Source organism: Embleya sp. NPDC059237, assembly GCF_042754105.1.
In the GTDB taxonomy this organism is placed as follows: domain Bacteria; phylum Actinomycetota; class Actinomycetes; order Streptomycetales; family Streptomycetaceae; genus Embleya.
On record NZ_JBHZAE010000010.1, the window covers coordinates 349,578 to 367,326 of the forward strand.

Genomic DNA, 17,749 nt, shown 5'->3' on the forward strand with positions numbered 1-17,749 from the left:
CGCTTCGGCGTTCGCGTCCGACTCGCCCGGCACGGTCGTTTCCGGTGTCATCCTCGCGTCGATCCGCGGACGCGGCCCGCCTCACCGTGGTGACCGGGCGTTTGTGCGGTCGACGTAACCCCCGACGCGGGGGCGTGTGATGTGCGCGAAACCGCCGCTCCTTAGCGTCCCGGACATGGGGCTCGGACGGGGGCGACCGCACCCGCGGCGCCCTGCCGGGCGTGTACCGGCATATACAGGTGTGTACCGGAAGTTCCGGAGAATACCGGGAAAGGGGTGTCGCCCGTGTCGGGATCGGATCCGAAGGCGGCCGACGACACCGTGCGGACCGTCTGCTCGTACTGCGGGGTCGGCTGCGGCATGGTCCTCGACATCGCCGTCGACTCCGCGACCGGCCGGCGCACCGTGCTCAAGGCGCGCGGCGACCGGGCGCACCCGACGAACCGGGGCCGGCTGTGTACGAAGGGCGCCACCAGCGCCGAACTGCTCACCGCCCCGGGCCGGTCGACCACCGCACTGGTCCGCGCCGAGCGCGACGCGGCGCCGACGCCGACCGCAGTGGATGCGGCGATCACCACGACCGCCCGGCGGTTGCGCGAGATCCTGGACGCGCACGGCCCGGATGCGCTGGCCTTCTACGTCTCCGGCCAACTCACCCTGGAGGCCCAGTATCTGGTCACCAAGCCGGCCAAGGGCTTCGTCGGCACCAACCGGATCGAGTCGAACTCGCGCTTGTGCATGGCAAGCGCCGGAAGCGGCTACAAACTCTCGCTCGGCGCGGACGGACCGCCCGGCTCGTACCAGGACTTCGACCACGCCGACGTCTTCCTGGTGATCGGCGCCAACATGGCCGACTGCCATCCGATCCTGTTCCTGCGCATGATGGACCGGGTCCGGGCGGGCGCCAAGCTGATCGTGGTCGACCCGCGCCGCACCGCCACCGCCGACAAGGCCGACCTGTTCCTGCAGATCCGTCCCGGCACCGATCCGGCCCTGCTGAACGGCCTGTTGCACCTGCTCGTGGAGAACGGCGACACCGATCCCGCGTTCATCGCCGAGTGCACCGAGGGCTGGGACGAGATGCCGGAGTTCCTGCGGGACTACCCGCCGGCGCGGGTCGCCGAGCTGACCGGCCTGGCCGAGCAGGACATCGGGCAGGCCGCGCGGTGGATCGGCGCGGCGGGGGAGTGGACCAGCTGCTGGACGATGGGGCTCAACCAGAGCACCCACGGCACCTGGAACACCAACGCGCTGATCAACCTGCATCTCGCCACCGGCGCGATCTGCCGACCGGGCAGCGGCCCGTTCTCGCTCACCGGGCAGCCGAACGCGATGGGCGGCCGGGAAATGGGCTACATGGGCCCGGGGTTGCCCGGGCAGCGTTCGGTACTGGTGGCCGAGGACCGGGAGTTCGTCGAGCGGCTGTGGGAGGTGCCCGCCGGGACGCTGCGTGCGGAGGCGGGCGGCGGCACGGTGGACCTGTTCGCCCGGATGGCCGCAGGTGACGTCAAGGCGTGCTGGATTATCTGCACCAACCCGGTCGCCTCGGTGGCCAACCGGGACGCGGTGATCGCGGGACTGCGGGCGGCCGAATTCGTGGTCACCCAGGACGTGTTCGCGGACACCGAGACCAACGTGTACGCCGATGTGGTGCTGCCGGCCGCGATGTGGGCCGAGACCGAGGGCGTCATGGTCAACTCCGAACGTAATCTCACGCTGTCCCGGCAGGCCGTCGACCCGGTCGGCGAGGCGCTGCCCGACTGGCTGATCATCGCCCGGGTCGCGCGCGAGATGGGCTTCGCCGACGCCTTCGACTACGCCGGTGTCGAGGAGGTGTTCGACGAACTCGCGCGGGCCCGGAACCCGGCGACCGGCTACGACCTGAGCGGGGTGAGCCATGAGCGGCTGCGCGAGGGACCGGTGCAGTGGCCGAGTTCGGCGCCGGACGGGCCGGACCGCAACCCGATCCGATACCTGCCGGCCGATGCCGTGGAGCCGGGCGACGCGGGCGACGCGGGCCGCCGGCCGCGCTTCCCGACCGCGAGCGGGCGGGCGGTGTTCTTCGCCCGGCCGCATCTGCCGCCCGCCGAACCACCCGATCGGGACTACCCGATGGTGCTCAACACCGGCCGCGTGCAGCACCAGTGGCACACCATGACCAAGACCGGGCGGATCGACACGCTCAACCGCCTCGACCCGGCGCCGTTCGTGGAGATCCACCCCGAGGACGCACTGGAGTTGGGCATCGAGGCGGGCGACGTGGTCGAAGTGGCCTCCCGACGCGGGCGCGTGGTGTTGCCCGCCCGGCCCACCGACCGGGTCCGACCGGGCAACTGCTTCGTGCCGTTCCACTGGAACGACCGGTTCGGCGCGTTCCTGGGGATCAACGCGGTCACCAACGACGCGGTCGACCCGATCTCCTTCCAGCCCGAATTCAAGGCGTGCGCGGTGGCGTTGACCAAGGTCGCGGGTCCGGTCCGCGCCGACCCGCCCGCGCCCTCGACCCCCGCGTCGGACCCCGAGCCGGCCGCCGTCGCAGCGCCGTCGGCCCCGACCGACCCCGACATCCGCGCCGCAGCCACGCTGCTCGGCCTCGGCGACCTCGCGCCGCCGGTGTACACGGACGAGGAACGGCGCTACCTGGCCGGGTTCCTCGCGGGCGCGGCCGGATCCGGGACGAGGCGGGCGCTCGGCGTCCCGGTGCTGCCCGACCGGGCTCCGATCGCCCCGGCCCGGGTGCCGTGGGTCAACGGACTCCTGGCGGGCCTGTTCTCCCGGACCGTCGAGATGCCCGCCGCCACGACCGCAGCCCTCGCGGTCGCCGACCCGGCGGCCGAATCACCGCACGAGGGCGACGTGCTGGTGCTGTGGGCCTCGCAGACCGGCAACGCCGCCGAGTTGGCCGGCTCGATCGCCGATCGACTGGCCGCGGCCGGGCGGCGACCCGTCGTGCGCGAGATGACCGAGCACAGTCCGGACACGCTGCCCAGCGGCATACCCGTGCTCCTGATCACCAGTACCTTCGGCGACGGCGAGGCGCCCGACAACGGGGCCGGGTTCTGGGCGGCGCTGACCGGGGCCGGGCGGCCCGAGGTGAACGGGCTGCGCTACGCCGTGCTGGCCCTGGGCGACTCGGGCTATGCCGACTTCTGCGGGCACGGCCGCCGCCTCGACGAGCGGTTGGCCGAACTCGGCGGTACCCGGATCGCCCCACGCGCCGACTGCGAACCCGACTACGACCGAACCGCGGCGAGCTGGCTGGACGGGGTACTGGCCGCGATCGGCGGCCCGGGGCCGACGCCCGGCGCTCGCACGACGACCGCGACGACCGGCACACCGACGGCCGTTGCCGCGACCCGCGAACCCGTCCCGGCGCCCGGAGCACAGCCGCCGCCGGCCGCCGTCGGCTACTCGAAAGCGGCTCCCTTCCCCGCCCCGCTGATCGGCGATCGACTGCTCAGTCTGCCCGAATCCGCCAAGGAGGTACGGCAGTTCACCTTCGACACACGCGGCGGCCCACACGGCGACCTGCACTACGAGCCCGGCGACGCGCTCGGGGTCCGGCCGGTCAACCGCCCGGAGGCGGTGGCCGAATGGCTGGCCGCCACCGGCCTGGACCCGGCGACCCCGATCCCCGTGCCGGACCTGGGCGAACTCGCGCTCGGCGAGGCGCTGCGGAGCCGGTTCGAAATCGCCGGGATCACCCCCGAACTGCTCCGGTTCGTTGCGGAGCGCACCCACGACCGGGACCTGGAGCGGCTGCTCCGGGCCGGCCACCGGGACGAACTCGCGCGGTGGAGCTGGGGCCGCCAAGCGGTGGACGTGATCGCCGAGTTCGGGGTGCGCGCGGATCCGGTCGAGTGGGCCGGCGTGCTCAAGCGGCTGGAGCCGCGGCTGTACTCGATCTCCTCCAGCCCGCTGGCGCACCCCGGCGAGGTGCGGATCACCGTGTCCGTGGTGCGCTACCGCAACGAGGCAGGTGTCGAGCGGCAGGGGGTGTGCTCCGGGCATCTCGCGACGCTGGGCGCCGACGGGCCGGTGCCGGTATTCGTGCGCCGTTCCCCGCACTTCCGGCCGCCGAGGGATCCCACGACACCCGCGGTGATGATCGGCCCCGGTACGGGCGTCGCGCCGTTCCCGGGTTTTCTGGCCGACCGGCAGGCGCGTGGTCACACCGGGCCGAACTGGCTGTTCTTCGGCGAGCAGCGGCGGGCCACCGACTTCTACTACCGGGACGAACTCGCCGAGTTCCGCCGCGTCGGGCTGCTGGATCGGCTCGACCTGGCGTTCTCCCGCGACCAGCGGGCCAAGATCTACGTCCAGGACCGCATGCGTGAACACGGTCCGCGCATGTGGGACTGGTTGTCGCGCGGGGCGCACGTCTACGTCTGCGGCGACGCGGGTCGCATGGCCAAGGACGTCGACCGCACGCTGCGCGAGATCGTGATCGCCCACGGAGGGCGGACCGAGGACGAAGCGGACGCGTACGTACGGCAGATGGTCGGGGAGCGGCGTTATGTGCGGGACGTGTACTGAGCAGTGAGCAGTGCGTGCCGGCGGCGCGGGTTCAGACCCGTTCCAGGGCGCGATGCGGCGGCGCGGGCACCTCGACCCGGATGGGATCGCCGGGTCGGATCTCGCCGCCGGCGCGGACCACGCCCATGATGCCCGCCTTGCGCACCGGGTTGCCCGCTTCGTCCCGACCGACGACCTCCTTGAGCAGGCCGGCGCGGAACGTGTTGATCTGCTGACACGGGTTGCGCAGTCCGGTCACCTCCACCACCGCCTCGGCGCCCAGGTGCAGCAGCGTGCCGGTGGGCAGGCCGAGCAGGTCGATCCCGCGCGTGGTGACGTTCTCGCCCAACTCCCCGGGAGCGACGGCGAATCCGGCGGCGGCCAACTCCTGGTGCAACTCGGCGTGGATGAGGTGTACCTGGCGCAGATTGGGCTGCGTGGGGTCGACCGCGACCCGCGATCGGTGCTTTACGGTGACGCCGAGGTGGGCGTCGCCCTCCACGCCGAGGCCGGCGAGGAGGCGGATGGTCTCGACATTCCCTTTGCGGAACGTGTGTGCGTCGCTCCGCGACACCGCCACCACATCGCCGTACACGTCCATGCCGCCCCCCTTGGTTTCCATAAGAGACTCACTACGCTCCGACGACACAGTACGACAACGCCCGCCCGCACCGCACGCGGTCGGCCTATATCCGGCGTCCCCACGCCGAGATCATCGGCGCCAGGGCCAGGTCGAGCCGGCCGGCGGCGATGGCGGCCAGGTGGCGGTCGATCTCCTCGTCGCTCGCCAGGCCCTGTTCGACCAGGTGGTGCCGGACCTGCCGCACCGTGGCCGCCTCCAGTACGGCACACGCCGGCGAGGTGATCGGGAAGTATGCGTCGGCCCGTACGTCGTCCAGCCCCGCCGCGCGCAGCAGACGCGGCAGGGTCCGGCCGTAGGCCAGGTCGGCGCCGCGCGCCGCCATCAGGGCGCGGACGTCGGACCGGAGTCGGTTGGCGAGCCGCTGCTCCGGGCCCGACTCGTCCGGGCACGGCAACGGTTGCAACATCGGGTCGGCGTCCTCGACGAGCAGTACGCCGCCGGGGCGCAGCGCCTCGACCATCCGACGCAGCGCCTCCGCGCGGTCGGCGACGTGGATCAGGACCAGCCGGGCGTGCACCAGGTCGAAGCCACGGGCCGGCGGCGGATCGACCGCGACATCGTGCGTGAACACCTCGATCACATCGCCGGCGACGTCCCGCGCCCAGGACACGTCGATGTCGGTGGCGACCACCGTCCCCGTCGGCCCGACCCGCTCGGCCAGTCCCAACGGCACCGAGGTCCCGCCGGCCCCCACCTCCCAACACCGCATCCCGGCCCCGACCCCGAGCCGATCCACGTGCCCGAACGTCACGGGGTCGAACAACTCCGCGAGCGCCCCGAACCGAACCCCGGCCTCGGCCTGCCGGTTGTCCAACAGATAACCCTGATCCCCACCGACGTCACCCATCCCCCAATCCTGCCCCACGGTGCGGGTGGTTTCGGGGCGTCAGGCCCGCGAACGGGCGTCGCCCCGCTCTGGTATGCAAGTCCCCACACCCCCGGGCCACGCCGCCTCAAAGGAGTCGCTCCGCCATGGACACGTACGGGAACGCGAACACGTTCGGCGGCCTGCCCGTCGCCCGCCTGAACGACATTTCGAACCCGAGGGCCACCTGGCTCGAGAACGCTCGCGCAGGCGGCCCCCAGCCGCTGCCGGCCGCGGACGAGGCCGCGTGGTCGCTGCGGATCCCGCCGTACCGGGCGGCCGAGACCTTCCCCGAGCACTTCGCGCGCTTCGTCGCCACGGTCGACACGACAAAGGTGAGCGCGCTGATCATCGGCTGTTGGGGGGAGAGCGACGACAGCTCGGGCATCGCCGTCGACGAACTGGTCGCCCACGCCGATCGGTTGCCCGCGCTGCGCCACCTGTTCCTCGGCGACATCTGGAGCGAGGAGAACGAGATCTCCTGGATCCAGCAGAGCAACGTCACGCCGCTGCTGCGGGTGTTCCCCGACCTGGAGTCCCTGATCATCAAGGGCGGTTCGATGCTCACCCTCGAACCCGTCGAGCACGCGGCGCTGCGGACCCTGGAGTTCCAGAGCGGCGGCCTCCCGGACGACGTCGTGCGCGCCGTCGGCGCGTCGGCGTTCCCCGCCCTGGAGTCCCTCGAACTGTGGCTCGGCGTCGAGGAGTACGGCGGTGACGCCACCGTCGACGACCTGGCCGGCATCCTCGACGGCCGCGGCCTGCCCGCGCTCACGACACTCGGCCTGATGAACAGCGAGATCCAAGACGAGATCTGCGCCGCCGTCGCGTCGGCCCCGATCGTCTCGCTCCTGCGTACGCTCGACCTGTCCATGGGCACGCTGGGCGACGAGGGCGCCGAGGCGCTGCTCACCGGGCAGCCGCTCACCCACCTCGAACGGCTCATCGTGAGCCACCACTTCATGACCAAGCGGATGTGCGACCGACTGGCGGAGGCACTGCCCGGCATCGTCCTCGGCCTCGAGGACGTCGAGGAGGAGGACGACTCGGACGGGTCCGAGGTATGGCGATACGTCGAGGTGTCCGAGTAACCGGGGTACCCGTCGCGCCGGCTCTCGTGCGTGATCTTCTGCGGATGCTGCCGATCGGACCTCGGGCCCAGCACCTGCCGGCGCGGGTCCTGGTGGGCACCGCGGCCGAGGTCCACGAGCGCGACACGGGTCGGAGTGTCCCTGGCGGGGTTCGGCGAGGTCGGCCGGGAGGTGGTGCGTAAGTCGTCCTCCGTCGCACGATCGTTCTCACGGAACTCGGCTTCGGTCGGCCGCCCGCGTCGCCGAGCGTCGTCACCCGTCGGCAATAGGCTTGCCACGCAGCGGAGTTGGCGCCGGGCGCCGACCGGGAGAGCGGGCGACGCGGCCGTATCCGAAGCGATGTGACCTGCGTCACGTAAACACTTTGGGATAATATCGCCGTATTCGGCGGGGGCCTCGCCCGGAGTCGCGCATGCCGCCGTGCGTCGCTCGTGGGGCCGCGTCGATTCGGTGGATCGCGGCGTCGCGCGATAGGCATGGACCTCCGCCCACCGCGCCCCGTTCGGCGACCGTCGTGGGCGGGCAAGCCGCGGGACCCGGTCCCGATGATGCGTTCGTGGAGGATTCCTGATGCGCGCCCGTGCCCCTCGTGACTTCGACCAACTGCCGTACGCCCACCGGCTCGTGGCGTTCGACGGCGAACTCGACCGGGAAGGCGACCACGAGTTCGCACACTTCGACGGAGGCGTGTTCACGGACGTGGAGGGCGGCGGGACCGCGTTCACCTCGTCGGCCTTCTCCTCGGTGAGCTTCAACGGCGGCCGTTACCGCCGTGCCCGGTTCGACGACGTGTGGCTGCACGCCGCCCGCATCGTCGGCACCGACCTCGCGGAAACGACGTGGATGGACGCCGAGTTCACCGCGTGCGTCCTGGCCGGTCTCGAGGTGTTCGGCGCCGGGCTGCGCCGAGTCGCCTTCCACAACTGCAAGTTCGACTCGGTCAACCTGCGGGGGGCCAAGCTGCGCGAGGTCTCCTTCGTGGACTGCCTGCTGCGCGACGTGGACTTCGCCGGCGCGACGCTGACCGATCTGCGCTTTCCCGGCTCGACCCTGGAGCGGGTCCGCCTGGACAACGCCGTGCTGACCAGGGTCGACCTGCGCGAGGCGGGCGCGCTCGGTTTCGCCTCCGGCGTCGACGCCCTGCGCGGCGCGACCGTCGACAGCGCCCAACTCCTCGACCTGGCCCCGGCGCTCGCCCAGGTCCTGGGCCTGATCGTCAAGGACCGGTAGGCGCACGCGGGGAGTTGGCCGGCCGGCCCGTCGCCGCCCCGATTTCCGCGCCGAGCGTGAACGGGTGCGAGGTTCACGGACCACAGCGCAATCACTCGGGCACACTGGGTGAGTAGGCCGTTCCATTCCCGACGCGTGAGGTCGTCCGCAACCATGGCTCAGCCCGCATCCCCCACCCCGTCAACCTCAGACGCATCACCACCCTCGGCCGCGGCGGCACCGGTCGGCCGTTGGCCGGCCATACTGGTCAGCGGCGCCGGCATCCTGATGACCCTCGACGTGACCATCGTCAACGTCGCGCTGCCCGACATCGCCGACGATCTCGGCGCCAAGCTCGGCGGCCTGCAGTGGGTGGTCAGCGCCTACACGCTCGCCTTCGCCGCGCTGCTGCTCGCGGCCGGTTCGGTCTCCGACCGGATCGGCCGGCGGCGGGTGTTCGGCGCGGGCGTGGCCCTGTTCACCGTCGCCTCGGCGGCCTGCGCGTTCGCGCCGAACGTGGGCACGCTGATCATCTTTCGCGGCATCCAGGGCGTCGGCGCGGCGATGGTGATGGCCACCTCGTTGGCACTGCTCGCGTCCGCCTACTCCGGGCGCACCCGACAGACCGCGATCGGCGTCTACTCCGGCCTCAGCGGTGCCGCCGCCGCGCTCGGGCCACTGGTCGGCGGTGCCCTGGTGGACGGGCTCGGTTGGCGGTGGATCTTCCTGATCAACCTCCCCGTGGGTGTCCTGGTCGTGGTCGGCACCTGGCTGAAGCTGCCCGACGACACCACCGACACGGCCGGGCGCGGGCGCCTCGACCTGGCCGGCGTACTGCTCGCGATCGGCGGCCTGTTCGCGCTCAACTACGCGGTGATCAAGGGCCCGGAGGAGGGGTGGACCGCGCCGATCGTGTTGGCCACGCTGATCGTCGGGACGATACTGATCGTCGCCTTCGTGGTGGTCGAGGTGGTCCGGCCCTCGATCGCGTTGCTCGATGTCCGGCTGTTCCGGATCCCGTCCTTTACCGGGGCGATCCTGGCCAGTCTGTTCGGCCGGATCACCTCGTTCGGGCTGTTGCCGTTCCTGATCCTGTGGTTGCAGGGCATGCTCGGCAACTCGCCGTTCCAGACCGGCGTCAAGATGCTGGTGCTGACCGTTCCGCTCCTGCTGATCGCACCGCTGAGCGGGCTGGTACAGCGGGTGCTGACGCCGGGTCAGGCGATCGGGGTGGGCTTCGCGGTGGCCGGGGTCGGGTCGTTGACCATGGCCCGGGTGGACGCGGGCAGTTCGTGGACGGTCATGCTGCCGGGCTTCGTCCTGCTGGGCATCGCGGGCGGATTGAGCTTCCCGCCGCTGATGGGAGTGGCGGTGGGCGTGGTACCGGCCGAGCGGGCCGGGATGGCCTCCGGCGCCACCAACATGTTCTTCCCGCTGGGCACTTCGATCGGCGTGGCCGCCGGCGGCGCGCTGCTGACCGCGCGGATCGCCGACGACCTGGGCGACGACGTGCTCACCGGCGGTGGCGTGCCCCCGGGCGCGGCCGACCGGGTTCGCGACGGCGTCGCCTCCGGCCGGTTCGCCCCGCTGAAGGACCACCCGGCGGCGCTGGCCGACGCCCGGGACGCCTTCACCTCCGGCCTGGCCCAGGTATGCCTGCTGATGGCCGTCATCGGCTTCGTGGCCGCGATCCTGTGCACGGTGCTCATCCGCGAATCCGACCGCCACGACGCCCCGACACCCGAGGCGGGCTGAACACGTTCGCGACACCGAACGATCCCGTTCGCTTCCGCCGTGTGCACCGGAAGCGAACGGGATCGTCGGCGTTCCCGAACGAGCCCGGCGTACGCCGATCGCCCGGACACGCTCGCGTGGGGAGCGGGATTTCGGGTGACGATGATTATCGTTGGCGAGCCCGGGCGGGCGGCGAGCGGCGCGACCTGTGAGGATGTCCGCTGGTGTCGCGCCCGACCGCGGGTCCTGTCGCGCCGGGGGAGTTGCGCCGATGCGTCGAGGGACGCGGCGGAGGCGGATGTCGCCGGGTGCGGCACGGGCGTGGGAGACGGCGGTGGGCGAGATGCAGGGGGCGGACCGGATGGGTGCGAGGGAGGAGTCGGCCGGGGGATCCGGAGGACTGATGCGACCGCGCGGACTCGTCGATCTGCGCGGGCGAGAGCACGGGCCCGCCGTGCTCGGGTATCCCGCCGGCGCCGTCGTGGTGGTCTCCGGGCTGCCGGGGAGCGGCAAGAGCACGCTGCTGAACCGCTGGTCCGGATCGGCCGTCGTGGTCGACCCGCGTACGGCGCATGTTGAGTACCAGGACCGGATGCCCTCGTGGTTGCCGTACGCGGTGTATCGCCCGTGGGTGCGGCTCCAACACGTCAGGCGGCTGCGCGCACACGTGCGGAGCGGGAGGCCGGTCCTCGTGCACGACTGCGGCAGTCGATCGTGGATGCGTCGATGGTTGGCCAGGTCCGCCGATCGGCAACGACGCGAACTGCACCTGGTCCTGCTCGCGGTGGACGCCGCCGACGCGCTGGCCGGGCAGGAGAAACGCGGACGCTGGGTACCCGGGCGGGTCTTCGACCGGCATCGGCGCGGCCTGACCCGGTTGTTGCTGGCGCTGTCCGTACAGGGCGCCGCGGTCGTCCCCGAGGCCGCCTCCGTCGTACTGCTCGACCGCACCCTGCGCGAACACGTGGTCGCCCTGGAATTCGGCCCGGACCGCGTGGCCGGACCCCGTCCGGAGACCCCCGAGCGGCCCCCGGCCCCGCCCACCGCGACCCCCGCGCACGTCGTGGTCACCCGACGCCGACGCGACCCCAGGGCCCCCGAACCCGCGTCCTAGTCGGGGCGGGGCGCGTCGCCGCACCAACGGCGACCCCCGTGCGCCCCGCCCCGCCCCGATCCGAGCCGCCCCGCCGGCCCCGTGTCCCCGATGCCGCGCCGCCCGCCGAGTCCCCTGTGCCCGGCGGACGAGCGCCACTCATCGGAAGCATGATTCACCGCGCCAACAGGTGCAGCCCGCGGTGCATGTCGTGGGCCGGTTCGAGCACGGCGAGCGTGGTGAGCGCCACCGCTCCCGCCCGCTCGGCCCGGCGCATCCTGGCCTGGGCCCGCCGCTCGCGCCACGCCGTGCGCCGCAGCGCCGCGCGGTCCGCGTCCGCCAGGATCTCCCGCTCGCGCGCCTTGAACATCTCGTACTCGATCACGACCGTCTCCCGTTTCCCCCGACCCGGCCTCCCCGGTTCGTGGTAACAGCTTCGCGGCCCAGGTGGCCCCCGGACATCAGGCGGATGCCCCATCCCTACGCGCCGGACAAGCCCCGAGACCCCTAAGGCGTCCTAGGGATCCCCACCCGCCGACCCGGAACCCCCCGGCCGGCCGGCCGGCCCGGCGCCCGCCCGCTCAGCCCAGTCCCAACTCCCGCTCCCCGAGCGGCGCGAAGAACGCCTCCACATCGGCCGCCCCGACCTCCGCGAGCGTCGCCGGTGACCAGCGCGGCCGGCGATCCTTGTCCACCACCTGCGCCCGTACACCCTCGACCAGATCGGGCGTGCTCACCGCCGCGCACGAGACCCGGTACTCCTGGTCCAGCACCGCCCCCAGCGACCCGGCCCGCCGGGCCCGGCGCAGCGCCGCCAGCGTCACCTTCAGCGCCGTGGGCGACTTGGCCGCGATCAGCTCGGCCGCCTCCTTGGGCGCCGGTTCGCCGCTGTCGAGCAGCCGGTCCAGGATCTCCTCGACGGTGTCCGCCGCGTAGCACGCGTCGATCCAGGCGCGCCGTTCGGCCAGTACGCCGGCGGGCGCGGGCTCGGCGTGGCGGGCCGCCGCCTCGGTCGGGTCGCCGGCGGCCAGGGCGTCGAGCAGGGCGGGCAGCCGGTCCGAGGGGACGAAGTGGTCGGCGAGCCCGCACAGGATCGTGTCGGCGGCGCCGATCGCACCGGCCGTGAGCGCCAGATGGGTGCCGAGCTCGCCGGGGGCGCGGGAGAGCAGGTACGTGCCGCCGACGTCCGGTACGAAGCCGATCCCGGTCTCCGGCATGGCCACCGTCGAGCGCTCGGTGACGATGCGTACGTCGCCGTGTGCCGAGACGCCGACGCCGCCGCCCATCACCACGCCGTCCATGATCGCGACGTAGGGCTTCGGATACGCCGCGATCCGCGCGTTGAGCAGGTATTCGTCGCGCCAGAACTCGCGCGCCGCGTGTCCGCCTTCGAGCGCGTCCGCGCGGATCGCCCGGATGTCCCCGCCCGCACACAGCCCGCGCTCGCCCGCGCCGGTGATCAGTACGGCCGCGACGGAGTCGTCCCGCGCCCACTCGGCGAGCGCGGCGGTGATCCGGCGCACCATCGGGTGGTCCAGTGCGTTGATCGCCCGCGGCCGGTTCAGGGTGATCCGACCGAGCCGGCCCGCCGGTCCGATGCGATCGACCAGCACGGTGTCCTCGGGGGCGGGCTGCGGGGGCTGCGCGTGCGGCGTCATGGTGCGTCGTTCCCTTCGGGGTCCGGAAAGAGCCGATCGGCGGCGGCCCCGGCGACCCGCCCCGTTCGCGGCTCCCCGGCGTCCGTACACCCCGACGATCTCTCTCGGCACCGTATCGCCCGGCCCTCGACGCCCCGCAGGCACGCACGTGTGCGGTCTTCCGGGCCGCTTGCCCGGCGCCGAAATCCCTGCGCGGAATCGCCTTGACAAAGTCGCAGGATTTCTTGCTAGACCTACCCAAGCCGGTTCACCCAACCGTCGTCAATCAACGCATTCATGGGGGTTTGCGCCATGGGCGGATCACCGCTCGTTTCTCTTCTCCACGTCGCCGAGGTCACCCGGATCACCCCGCGCATGACGCGCGTGAGCTTCACCGGGGAGGGGCTGGGCGACGACTTCGCGACCTGGCCCGACCAGCAGCTCAAGCTGTGTTTCCCGCGCGCCGGACAACGCGCGCCGCTGCTGCCGCAGGAGGATCCGGACGATCTCCAGCGGTGGTACGGGGCGTTCCTGGCCATCCCCGAGGCCGAACGCCCCTGGATGCGCAGCTACACGGTCCGCGCCCACCATCGCGAACGCGCCGCGATCGACGTCGACTTCGTGCTGCACCCGGACGCCGGCCCGGCCACCCGGTGGGCCCGGTCGGCGCGCCCCGGCGACATCCTCGCCCGCTACGGCCCCTCGGCCGCCTACGCCCGGCCGCTCGGCGCCGCCGACACGCACCTCCTGGTCGGCGACGAGACCGCGCTGCCCGCCATCGGCTCGATCCTGGCGGCGTTGCCCGAGGACACGCACGCGATCGTGTACGCGGAGGTGGTGGACGCGGCCGAGGAGCAACGTTTCCGCTCCCGGGCCCGGCTCACCATCCACTGGCTGCATCGCGGCACGGTGCCGGCCGGGTACGGTGACCTGCTGCCGGCGGCGCTTCGGGCCGCCCGATTGCCGGAGGGGTCGACGCGGGCCTGGTTGGCGGGTGAGGCGGGCACGGTCCGGGCGCTGCGCCGGCACCTGGTCGACGAGCGCGGACTGGCCAAGGGGGCGGTCGAGTTCGCGGGCTACTGGCGCCTGCGGCTGACCCAGGACGACGCGCCGACCGAGGCGGACCTGGCCGAGGCGCGCGAGCGGATCGCGGACGCGGCGGCGACCGGCTCCTGAGCGAACCGGTCCCGCCCCCTGGTCCCCATCGCGCCTACGCCGCCCGCCACGCCGGGCTGCGGCCGGCCATGGCGACCACCCGGTCGAGCAGCGGTGCGTCGGCGGGGACGGCCACCGGCGGCGCGAAGATGGCGTCCGGGTCGGGCAGATCCGGGTCGACCGCCTCCTGGGCCGGGGTGAGGAAGGCCAGCGAGGCCTCCAGGTTCGCCGTGTCCACGGTGTACTCGCGGCCCAGCGCGCGGGCCAAGTCCCAGCCGTGCAGCAGGAGTTCGTTGTGCGCGACGAGCCCCATGACCTCGGCGGGCAGGTTCACCCCGCCGGCCTGGGTCATCCCCTCCCAGGCGTGCGTGCGCCGCCAGACGGCGACGAGTTCGTCCAGCTCGCGCGGCAGGATCGTGCGCCAGTCCGGGTCGAGGTCGGGCATCTTCGCGGGCGGGGCGGTGGCGGTGGTCGGGCCCAGGTCCTTGCGGCCCGCGTCGCGGAACGCGATGGTCAGGCCGACCAGATGGGAGAGCAGATCCCGGACCGCGTAGTTCCCACACGGGGTCGGATCGTCCAGCCGATCGTCCGGCAGGTCGGCCGCGAGACGGGCGACGGTCGCGGCAGGCGAGTGCAGATCCACGGTCATGGGGTGGCTCCTCTGGGTGCGGTTCGAGTCCTTGGGGGTGGACCGTGCGGGCCGGGAAAACTCATCGGTGTATCCGCACATCCGCACATCCGCATCGCGTTTTCTCGCGTGCCTCCGCCGGTGCGGCCGGCGACGCTGTCGACGTCGCCGGCCGCACCGCTCAGCCCGCCGGCTCCTCCCGGTAGGTGATCAGCCGTACCGCCGGCGCGGAGACGACCTGGACGACGCCGGTGTCGGGGATGTCGAGGTGGGCGAAGCCGCCCTCGATCGCGACGCGCGCGGTCGGGACGGAGGTGGTGGGTATGCCGTCGGCGCCCCGTACCGGGTAGCCGTCGACGAGTTCGACGGACGCGGTGTGCCAGGTGCGGGTCACGCGGTCACCTCCGGGAAGTCCAGCTCGGGCCGGGCCAGGTGGTTGTAGTAGTTGGACAGCGTGTTCAGCGCGATGTGCGCGACGATCTCGGCCTCCTCGGCCTCGGTGACCCCGGCCGCGCGGGCTTTGGACCGGTGCTCCTCGCCGACTCGGCCCCGGGTGCGGACGATCCGCCGGGCCAGGGTCAGTACGGCGTCGGCGTGCGGATCCGTGTCGTGCGCGTCCCGGGTCTGCCGCAGTTCGTCCTCGGTCAGGCCCATCAGGCCGCCCCGATAGGTGTGCGCGCTGACGCAGTAGGTGCACTCGTTCTCCTGCGCGATCAGCAGCGCCAACTGCTCCCGCAGGCGGGCCCGCAGGACACCTCGGGTGAGCCGGTCGCGCATCGCGAGGTAACCCTCCAGCGCGGCCGGACCGCTCGCGAGGGCCGCGTACAGGTTCGGCACCCGGCCGAGCTGCTTCTCGACCCGTGCCCGCAGGTCGGCATGCGCGTCGGTCGCCCCGGGCGACGAAGGCGCGGGCGCGGGTGCCGGTGTGTGTGCGGGTGTGGGTGTGGACGACATGCGAACCCCCGTTGCTCTCTCGCTTCGATGTGCCGCCAAAAAACGGTACCGATCGGTGCCGTTTTGCAGACGGTACTGATCGGTACCGTTTCCGGTCAAGAGGGGTTAGGATCCGAACGTGCCCGTCAAAGCCCGAGACCGTCTGCTCGCCACCGCCGAGGAACTTTTCTACGCCGAGGGGATCCGCGCCGTCGGCATCGAGCGCATCCTGGCCGAATCCGGCGTCGGCCGGGCGTCGTTGTATCGGCACTTCCCGAGCAAGGACGACCTCGTTGTCGCCGTCCTGGAGGCCCGCGATCGGCGCTGGCGGGCTTGGCTGGCGGAACGGGTCGAGGCGCTGGGCTGCGGCCCGGTGGCCGTGTTCGACGCGCTCGCCGAGCGGTTCGCGCGCAACGATTTCCGGGGGTGTGCGTTCATCAACACGATGGTCGAGTCCGCCGACCCCGACGGTTCGGCGCACCGCGTCGCGGCCGACCACAAGGAGCGGGTGGTGGCCTATCTGGAACAGCTCCTGACCGCCGCACAGGTCTCGGAACCGGTCCTCCTGGCCCGGGAGTTCGCGCTGCTCATGGACGGCGCGATCGTCACCGCGCTGCGCGAGCGCACCCCCGCCCCGGCGGTCCGGGCCCGTCGGATTGCCCAGGCGCTGCTGGCGGCCGACGGGGCCGGGGCCGGGTAGGGGCGCCGGGCGAGCCTTCGGTTACGGTGCGACCGCCGCCAAGTCGGCGACCGTGCCGGACGCGATGGTCCGGACATGCCGGGTGATGTGTTCGATCGGCCAGTCCCACCACGCCAGTTCGAGCAGGCGCGCGACGTCCTCCGGGCTGTACCGGGTACGGATCGGCTTCGCCGGATTGCCGCCGACGATCGTGTAGTCGGGGACGTCGTCCACCACCACGGCACCGGAGGCGACGATCGCGCCGTGTCCGATCCGGACCCCGGGCATCACCATGGCCCGATAGCCGAACCAGACGTCGTTGCCGACCACCGTGTCGCCCCGACCCGGCAGGCCGGAGATCAGGTCGAAGTGGTCGGCCCAGGACCCGCCCATGATCGGGAACGGGAAGGTCGAGGGCCCGTCCATCCGGTGGTTGGCCCCGTTCATCACGAACCGCACACCCTCGCCCAGCGCGCAGAACTTCCCGATCACCAGCCGCTCCGGCCCGTAGTGGTAGAGCACGTTGCGGGTCTCGAACGTGGTGGGATCGTCCGGGTCGTCGTAGTAGGAGAAGTCCCCGACCTCGATCAGCGGCGAAGTCACCAGCGGCTTGAGCAGGACCACGCGCGACTGCCCCGGCATCGGGTGCAGCACGGTGGGATCGGCGGGTGTCTGGGCGTCCACGGCGTACTCCAAGGGTGGATCGGCCGGCCGACGGGAGGCCGGGGGAACGGGATTCGGCACCTCGGGCGTGGCCGCCGGCTACTCGTACCGGTACTTCAACGAGTCCTCCTCCGCCTGCCGGACGGCCTCGATGGTCAATCCGGGCATGCGCAACTGGGCCAGCGTCACCTCGGCCGAACTCGGCTGGGCGTCGGCCGGCAACCAACCGTCCGGCTTCCAGGCCGAACTGCGCAACAGCGCCTTGGGGCAGTGCGGGTACACCTCGTCCAGCTCGACGACGAGTGCGCTGACCGGCGGTTTGCCCACCGGCGTGAGTTGCGCCAGCAACTCGGGCCGCGCGGACACGCACGCGCGCCCGTTGGCGCGAAGTGTGGTGGTGCGCCCGGGAATCACGAACAGCAGACCGACCCGGCCGGTCGCCACCACGTTGTGCAGCGTGTCGAGGCGCTTGTTGCCGGTGGCGTCGGGGATGACCAGGGTGCGGTCGTCGAGCACGGTGACGAAACCGGCCGGGCCGCCGCGCGGGGTGACATCGCAGCGGCCTGCCGCGTCGGTGCTGGCGACGAAGACCAACGACGCGCAGCCGACCAGCGCGCGGGTCTTCTCGGTGAGCCGGTCCATCTCCTTGGCCGCGGCGGCCGCGCCCGGATGCTCGTACAGCTCGCGCAGGCCCGTGACGTCGGATATCGCGTCCGCGCTCAACGCATCGAACAGGCTGGGACCGCTCTTTGCGATGGGATTCTCGGTGCTGGTGATCATGCCGCCACCCTAGGGCGTGTCTTCAATCTCCCGCCGAGCTCCACGACGCCCGGCACCGCACCTCGCCGCCCCGGAGAAACAGGCGAATAGAACCACTATGCACCTGCTTCTCCGGCACGCCGAT

Annotated in this window: 16 protein-coding genes; 7 read left to right on the top strand and 9 right to left on the bottom strand. The window is 72.3% G+C overall.

All coding sequences use genetic code 11. The annotated features are described in order from the left end of the window. The first annotated feature begins 285 nt into the window (after positions 1-285). Positions 286-4,536, top strand: coding sequence for a molybdopterin-dependent oxidoreductase (locus ACFXKZ_RS30430; protein WP_380004360.1), 4,251 nt, complete (start codon positions 286-288; stop codon positions 4,534-4,536). 31 nt (positions 4,537-4,567) lie between these two features. Here ACFXKZ_RS30430 and ACFXKZ_RS30435 read toward each other — a convergent pair whose 3' ends face one another. Further along, positions 4,568-5,137 (bottom strand): MOSC domain-containing protein, encoded by a 570-nt coding sequence (locus tag ACFXKZ_RS30435; RefSeq protein ID WP_380004362.1) that lies wholly within the window; start codon positions 5,135-5,137, stop codon positions 4,568-4,570. 64 nt (positions 5,138-5,201) lie between these two features. Then, positions 5,202-6,005: a methyltransferase domain-containing protein gene (locus ACFXKZ_RS30440; protein WP_380004364.1), complete on the bottom strand. Its 804-nt coding sequence runs from the start codon at positions 6,003-6,005 to the stop codon at positions 5,202-5,204. 125 nt (positions 6,006-6,130) lie between these two features. Here ACFXKZ_RS30440 and ACFXKZ_RS30445 point away from each other — a divergent pair, with 125 nt between their 5' ends. The 4 genes from ACFXKZ_RS30445 (at position 6,131) to ACFXKZ_RS30460 (ending at position 11,171) form a co-directional block, all read left to right on the top strand. Then, complete coding sequence (locus tag ACFXKZ_RS30445; RefSeq protein ID WP_380004366.1) at positions 6,131-7,114, top strand: STM4015 family protein; 984 nt, start codon at positions 6,131-6,133, stop codon at positions 7,112-7,114. Positions 7,115-7,684: 570 nt separating this feature from the next. Next, positions 7,685-8,344: a pentapeptide repeat-containing protein gene (locus ACFXKZ_RS30450; RefSeq protein WP_380004368.1), complete on the top strand. Its 660-nt coding sequence runs from the start codon at positions 7,685-7,687 to the stop codon at positions 8,342-8,344. Between the two features lie 153 nt (positions 8,345-8,497). Further along, positions 8,498-10,078 carry an MFS transporter gene (locus tag ACFXKZ_RS30455; protein WP_380004370.1) on the top strand — a complete coding sequence of 527 codons (1,581 nt, stop codon included), beginning with the start codon at positions 8,498-8,500 and terminating at the stop codon, positions 10,076-10,078. 382 nt (positions 10,079-10,460) lie between these two features. After that, positions 10,461-11,171, top strand: a complete 711-nt coding sequence (locus ACFXKZ_RS30460; RefSeq protein ID WP_380004373.1) for an AAA family ATPase — start codon at positions 10,461-10,463, stop codon at positions 11,169-11,171. Positions 11,172-11,325: 154 nt separating this feature from the next. Here ACFXKZ_RS30460 and ACFXKZ_RS30465 read toward each other — a convergent pair whose 3' ends face one another. Then, positions 11,326-11,535: a hypothetical protein gene (locus ACFXKZ_RS30465; protein ID WP_380004375.1), complete on the bottom strand. Its 210-nt coding sequence runs from the start codon at positions 11,533-11,535 to the stop codon at positions 11,326-11,328. A gap of 196 nt (positions 11,536-11,731) precedes the next feature. Next, the gene (locus tag ACFXKZ_RS30470; RefSeq protein WP_380004377.1) at positions 11,732-12,808 is read right to left on the bottom strand and encodes an enoyl-CoA hydratase/isomerase family protein; all 1,077 of its coding nucleotides are present in this window, start codon (positions 12,806-12,808) and stop codon (positions 11,732-11,734) included. Between the two features lie 291 nt (positions 12,809-13,099). Between ACFXKZ_RS30470 and ACFXKZ_RS30475 the strand changes: the two genes are divergently transcribed. Beyond that, positions 13,100-13,963, top strand: coding sequence for a siderophore-interacting protein (locus ACFXKZ_RS30475; protein WP_380004379.1), 864 nt, complete (start codon positions 13,100-13,102; stop codon positions 13,961-13,963). 34 nt (positions 13,964-13,997) lie between these two features. On the opposite strand, the gene ACFXKZ_RS30480 is transcribed toward ACFXKZ_RS30475, so the two are convergent. The 3 genes from ACFXKZ_RS30480 to ACFXKZ_RS30490 form a co-directional block, all read right to left on the bottom strand. Continuing rightward, positions 13,998-14,591 (bottom strand): TIGR03086 family metal-binding protein, encoded by a 594-nt coding sequence (locus ACFXKZ_RS30480; RefSeq protein WP_380004381.1) that lies wholly within the window; start codon positions 14,589-14,591, stop codon positions 13,998-14,000. Between the two features lie 160 nt (positions 14,592-14,751). Further along, positions 14,752-14,964, bottom strand: coding sequence for a hypothetical protein (locus ACFXKZ_RS30485; RefSeq protein ID WP_380004383.1), 213 nt, complete (start codon positions 14,962-14,964; stop codon positions 14,752-14,754). Further along, entirely contained in the window at positions 14,961-15,524 is a 564-nt protein-coding gene (locus ACFXKZ_RS30490) for a carboxymuconolactone decarboxylase family protein (RefSeq protein WP_380004385.1), read from the bottom strand. Before ACFXKZ_RS30490 ends, ACFXKZ_RS30485 begins: the two co-directional genes overlap by 4 nt. Before the next feature lie 118 nt (positions 15,525-15,642). Here ACFXKZ_RS30490 and ACFXKZ_RS30495 point away from each other — a divergent pair, with 118 nt between their 5' ends. Beyond that, the gene (locus ACFXKZ_RS30495) at positions 15,643-16,203 is read left to right on the top strand and encodes a TetR/AcrR family transcriptional regulator (protein WP_380004387.1); all 561 of its coding nucleotides are present in this window, start codon (positions 15,643-15,645) and stop codon (positions 16,201-16,203) included. 21 nt (positions 16,204-16,224) lie between these two features. On the opposite strand, the gene ACFXKZ_RS30500 is transcribed toward ACFXKZ_RS30495, so the two are convergent. Together ACFXKZ_RS30500 and ACFXKZ_RS30505 are read right to left on the bottom strand one after the other, a co-directional pair. After that, positions 16,225-16,824: a CatB-related O-acetyltransferase gene (locus tag ACFXKZ_RS30500; RefSeq protein ID WP_380004413.1), complete on the bottom strand. Its 600-nt coding sequence runs from the start codon at positions 16,822-16,824 to the stop codon at positions 16,225-16,227. A 120-nt stretch (positions 16,825-16,944) separates the two neighbouring features. Then, the gene (locus ACFXKZ_RS30505) at positions 16,945-17,625 is read right to left on the bottom strand and encodes an MSMEG_1061 family FMN-dependent PPOX-type flavoprotein (protein WP_380004389.1); all 681 of its coding nucleotides are present in this window, start codon (positions 17,623-17,625) and stop codon (positions 16,945-16,947) included. Between the last annotated feature and the right edge of the window lie 124 nt (positions 17,626-17,749).